Source organism: Candidatus Paceibacterota bacterium (assembly GCA_028714275.1).
Lineage (GTDB): Bacteria > Patescibacteriota > Minisyncoccia > Phycocordibacterales > CAINVO01 > CAINVO01.
Genome location: JAQTMP010000067.1, coordinates 1 through 2,564, shown reverse-complemented (window position 1 = coordinate 2,564; position 2,564 = coordinate 1). Strand labels below are relative to the sequence as shown.

The window sequence follows — 2,564 nt, the reverse complement described above, 5'->3', positions numbered from 1 at the left end:
CCCCCCCCCGGGGGGTTGGGGGGGAGGTTCGGTGTCCGACAACGCCAAATCAGGCGCGCTGCCGTCATGGGGGCTTATTGGGGGTTCTTTTATGTTTTCTTTATAAGAAGACTGAAGATGAAGGGGTTGGATTTTGCTTGGCGCTTTGGTTGGCGCTTTGGTTGGGTCGTTGGTTGGCCCTTTGGTTGGGTCGTTGGTTGGCCCTTTGGTTGGCCATTTGGTTGGATTTTGGTTAAGCAAATCTTGACTCATCCCATCCTGTTTCGCCTTCAAAAGTTGCGGGTTTCCGCCTTTTTTCCCTGATTCTGCGCGGACTTGCCTGACTTTCTCGTCCCGGACCATGCGCTTGGAATAGATCAATCCCCCTTCGCTAATGTCGGGAATTTTCCGGCGGAAAAGTTCGGCCAAACCCACCTTGACGTCATCCTCTTTCATGGAGGTCATCTGCGCCAAATCGGGAATGATGGGCAAGCAAAGCTCGACCATAGCCTCAACCTTATAGTTAACTTGACAGTTAACCTCATGGTTAAGCAAATCTGGATTTTTGCTTAAGTCGTTGGTTGGAATTTGGTTAAGCAAAAACGATGGCATGCAACCGTAGACGTCGGATTGGTGGAAGATGCACAGCATCTCGATCCACAGGCAACGCGCGACCGGCGAGCAGGCCCGCAGCTTGTGATCGTTCTGCCAGTCACCGGGGTAGAACTGAAACGACGGCCGCTTCATGGCTGGACCTCTTGGCTGGTTTGCGTGGGTTGGGCGGCCTCCCCTTTCAGGCGCCGGGCGATCTCTTCCTTGAGAATGCGCTGCACGACAGCCTCCTTGCCGAGCCCAAGGCAGGACTTCCACATATAGCGTCCACTGCTGGTTAGGGTCACCCGGTGTTGCGCGGCGTAGGCGCTGAGCAGGGTGCCCAGCTCGCGCGGCAGATCGATGCCAGCCTCTTTGCAGTCCTCCAGTAGGGACGCATCCACTGCGATGTTGTGCAGCGCGCCCTCCGGCGTGAAGTAGGCGGCGAACCTTGTTCCGGACACCCCAGGAGAACAATCAAGGGTTTCTGTTTCTGTTTCAGGGTGCATGATGTTGTTGAGTTAAACAATAGTCAGCGAACAATCAGAATAGCGAGCAGACGAAAGGCAGTCAACAACAAAACAATCGACAGGAGATCAGGGCGACGCGCAGGACGGGGCATCCCGTACCTACCTAGAAGGGTCAAACCGGGAAAAAAGGTGCGCATGAGCCCAATCACCCAAGCACGATCCGTCACCTTCGACGATGACCGAATAGGGGTCCATCTCGCCGATGGACGCGTGCTAGGCGTTCCGCTGGCCTGGTTCCCGCGCCTGTTGCGGGCCACGCCGAGCAGCGCGCGAACTACACACCCTGAGCACGCGCGGACTGCATTGGGAAGAACTGGTTGAGGATCTGTCGATGGCCGGACTACTTGCCGGCGTCATTCCTCGGGGCGCCGCCCCGTATCAGGGTAGGCGGTCCTGAGTCGCGCGACGCAGGACGATGTCGGCAACATCCCCCTTGGACAGGCCCGTGGCGCTCTTCCAGGGCATCTTGCCGCTGGGCAGCATCTTGACGTTGTGCTCTCTGGCGAAGCGCTCAAGCAGCGGCCACATCAGGTTCGTCACGTCCACACCGGCGCTGATGGCCTCAGTCAGGATCTCTTCATCGACCCACACGGTATGAATGGACCCGCCCACCGTCGGGTAGGTCACCACCCGCCTACGGGCAACAGGTTGAACTTCAGATTCTTCAGACATGACGCACTCCGCATAAACGATCGTCATGCAATACTACAAGAACAAGAAGAAGAGCGCGAGCGTGGCCGGATCTGAAGGCGTCGACGTGATGCATCGGGTGGAGCGCATCTGGAAAAATAGCGAGAGCAAGAACGCCTTGGCCACCATGATCTCTCAATGTGGTCCAGTGGGTCGGGGCTAAACAAAAGAAGAAGAGAGCATGGGCGCGCGCCAACCGGTCAAAACGCTGGCCATCGTGGAGCGCAGATCCGGCTTGTGACTACACCTTTTTCGTACTCGCCAGATGTTCGCCGCAGTGCCCGATGACCACCTCGCCGTCGATCACCTCGAAATACACGCGCAAGGTATCTCGCCGGTCCGGTGAATTGCCAATGCCCAGGTGCCGGTCCATATAGACCTGCCGACCATCGACCTCAAAGGTGCGTTGACGCACGCAATCCTCGCAATTCTTCACGCCCTCAGACTCGTTGGCTTTGTAGACGTCCTGCGCGAACACCAGCCGCGCCTGCGCATCGGGCTTGCCGCCGCGTAGCAGGTCGATGTACTCACCGCCCAACCGCAGCAACAGGTCGAGCAGCTTGCGACCGTGCCGGAAGTCCTTCATCGCATCGGCGCTGTCCCACGCGCTGCGCAGCACCCGCAGCGAAGGACGCATCGCCACACCAATCGCCAAAGCGTCGCGCGCACGCAGCACGTCAGGTTCACCACACTGACGCAAGACTTCATCGATCGACCTGAGCGCGCCATCCCCCTGGCTCTCACTCTCCAACTGCACTTCCAGCTCAGCAATGC

The 2,564-nt window shown here is 58.2% G+C and carries 5 protein-coding genes and 1 pseudogene; 2 read left to right on the top strand and 4 right to left on the bottom strand.

Going from position 1 to position 2,564, the window contains the following annotated elements; translation table 11 throughout:
- Positions 1 to 486, bottom strand: a 486-nt coding sequence (locus PHF79_04260; GenBank protein ID MDD5318993.1) for a PT domain-containing protein, incomplete at its 3' end; no start/stop codon positions are given.
- A 236-nt stretch (positions 487 to 722) separates the two neighbouring features.
- Positions 723 to 1,079, bottom strand: a complete 357-nt coding sequence (locus PHF79_04255; GenBank protein MDD5318992.1) for a hypothetical protein — start codon at positions 1,077 to 1,079, stop codon at positions 723 to 725.
- Positions 1,080 to 1,235: 156 nt separating this feature from the next.
- On the opposite strand from PHF79_04255, the pseudogene PHF79_04250 reads away from it, so the two are divergent.
- Positions 1,236 to 1,497, top strand: a pseudogene (locus tag PHF79_04250) (DUF2442 domain-containing protein).
- On the opposite strand, the gene PHF79_04245 reads toward PHF79_04250, so the two are convergent.
- Positions 1,479 to 1,772, bottom strand: a complete 294-nt coding sequence (locus PHF79_04245) for a hypothetical protein (protein ID MDD5318991.1) — start codon at positions 1,770 to 1,772, stop codon at positions 1,479 to 1,481. The pseudogene PHF79_04250 and the gene PHF79_04245 sit on opposite strands and share 19 nt — an antisense overlap.
- 25 nt (positions 1,773 to 1,797) lie before the next feature.
- Here PHF79_04245 and PHF79_04240 point away from each other — a divergent pair, with 25 nt between their 5' ends.
- Complete coding sequence (locus PHF79_04240; GenBank protein MDD5318990.1) at positions 1,798 to 1,953, top strand: hypothetical protein; 156 nt, start codon at positions 1,798 to 1,800, stop codon at positions 1,951 to 1,953.
- A 78-nt stretch (positions 1,954 to 2,031) separates the two neighbouring features.
- On the opposite strand, the gene PHF79_04235 is transcribed toward PHF79_04240, so the two are convergent.
- A partial coding sequence (locus PHF79_04235) for a hypothetical protein (GenBank protein ID MDD5318989.1) occupies positions 2,032 to 2,564 on the bottom strand: 533 nt, incomplete at its 5' end.

Bases quoted from the DNA above. Each gene is read 5' to 3' on its own strand.
- PHF79_04245 (MDD5318991.1), bottom strand. From the start codon at position 1,772: ATGTCTGAAGAATCTGAAGTTCAACCTGTTGCCCGTAGGCGGGTGGTG.
- PHF79_04240 (MDD5318990.1), top strand. From the start codon at position 1,798: ATGCAATACTACAAGAACAAGAAGAAGAGCGCGAGCGTGGCCGGATCT.
- PHF79_04255 (MDD5318992.1), bottom strand. From the start codon at position 1,079: ATGCACCCTGAAACAGAAACAGAAACCCTTGATTGTTCTCCTGGGGTG.